General features: G+C 68.9%; 1 protein-coding gene. It reads right to left on the reverse strand.

All coding sequences use genetic code 11. The features are described 5' to 3' along the window. Positions 1-83: 83 nt before the first annotated feature. Entirely contained in the window at positions 84-1,808 is a 1,725-nt protein-coding gene (locus tag AC2CHG_RS31235; RefSeq protein WP_484526192.1) for a cellulose binding domain-containing protein, read from the reverse strand. Between the last annotated feature and the right edge of the window lie 117 nt (positions 1,809-1,925).

The raw sequence follows: 1,925 nt of genomic DNA on the forward strand, positions 1-1,925 counted from the left end.
GCCGACGAATCCCCTAGAAGACACCACGGTCAGTCAGAGGGTGAGTCAGACCGGCCGGGTGACCCGCTCCCACATCATCACTGTCAGAGGGTGAGCACGACTGTGGAGATGCTCCGCGCGCCGACGCTCACCGTCACCTGGTTGCCGTTCACGCCCACCGGCTGGCTCGCCGCGCTGGCGTTCTGCGACGTGGCCACGTACTCGGCCCGGCTGACGTTCTGCGGCGCCTGGATGATCGCGTTGTTCACCGCGCTGGTCGACCGGTTGAGGATCACCAGCGTGACCTTCCCGTCGCCCTGATAGGCGGTCACCTCCAGCGGCGACGCCTTCGAGCTCTTGGTCAGGGCGACCCGCTGGTAGCCGGGCCGCACGTACTTCGCGTACTGCGAGAACGCGTACCCCCGCTTGAGCGGCGCGCCCGCCACGGTGCCGTACGCGGACTCGCCGTCACCGATGAACGAGTAGTAGCGCTTGCCGTACCACCAGACGTACGCGCTCCAGTTCGACTCCATCGACTTGTGCACGGTGCGCATGATGTCGTCGAGCGTCTCGTTCCAGGCCGCCGCGTTGGCCGGGTTGCCCCAGATGTTGGAGCCGCCGCCGTCGGCCTCGTGCAGGTTCCACTCGGTCATCCACACCGGCTTGTTGTACTGCTGCGCCAGCGTGTACGGCTTCAGCCGGCCGGACGCCTCGGTGCCGTACAGGTGCCCGCCGATGTAGCCGATGTTGTTGCGGGCCGCCGCGTCGTTGAGCGTCGGGTCGGTGTAGCCGTAGTTCAGGTTCACCGCCTCGGCGACCATCAGCTTGGTGTTCTGCACCTTGGCGCCCTGCTCCCGTACGAAGGTCTGCAGCTCGGTGCCGCTCCAGTCCATCGAGTCGTAGTCCGGGTGCCAGTCCGGCTCGTTCTGCACGGACGTGACGTCGATCGTCACGCCCTGGTTGCGCATGTACTGGACGTAGCTGTTGAGGTGGCCTGCGTAGTCGTCGTAGTAGTCGGTGCGCAGCTTGCCGCCGTTGATCCGGCTGTTGTTCGTCTTCCAGGCCGCCGGGGCGGTCCACGGCGACGCCATGATCTTCACGTTCGACCCGTACGACTTCGCCGTCCGCAGCGCGCTGACCTGGGTGCCCCACTCGCCGGACACCGGCGAGATGCCGGTACGCACGATGGACAGGCCGAGCTGGTTGGGGCCGAGCCCGACGAGCGTCTGCGTCTCGGCCGTCGACCAGGCGCCGCCCCAGATCGACACCGCGGCGCCGAACCCGTCGATGGTCTGGTAGCGGCTGGCGGTGTTGACGGTGATGTCGGCCGCCCCGGTGGGCGGCGGGCTGCTGGGCGAGGTGGTGGGCGAACTCGTCGGGGAGGTGGACGGCGACGTGGTCGGCGTCGTCGTGCCACCGGTGCAGGTCACCCCGTTGAGCGCGAAGCTCGTCGGTGCGGGGTTGCTGCTGGTCCAGGCCCCGTTGAAGCCGAACGACGTGCTGCCGTTGGTGGGGATGGACCCGTTGTAGTCGACGTTGCGGGCGCTGACCGCCGCGCCGCTCTGGGTCACCGTGGCGTTCCACGCCTGGGTGACGGTCTGGCCGGCGGCGTAGGACCAGGTGAGCGTCCAGCCGTTGACCGGGTCACCGAGGTTGGTGACCGTGACGTTCGCGCCGAAGCCGCCCTGCCACTGCGACGACACGGCGTAGGTGACCGCGCAGCCGGCGGCCGCCGCCCCGGCCGGCAGCGCCGCGGCCATCGCGGTCGACGCCAGCAGGACGGCCCCGGCCGACAACACCGCGGTACGGGTCGTTCTGTGCCTTCTCATCGGACCTCTCTCTCCTCGATCGGCCGGCTCAGCGCTGGAGGGTGAGCAGTCCGGGTCGGTAGGGCAGGAGGCCGTAGTCGCCGCCGGAGTTGGGGGAGCGGCCCTGGTAGAGCAGTT

The sequence above is a fragment of the Micromonospora sp. ATLC20 genome (assembly GCF_057196585.1).

Bases quoted from the DNA above. Each gene is read 5' to 3' on its own strand.
- AC2CHG_RS31235 (WP_484526192.1), bottom strand. From the start codon at position 1,808: ATGAGAAGGCACAGAACGACCCGTACCGCGGTGTTGTCGGCCGGGGCC.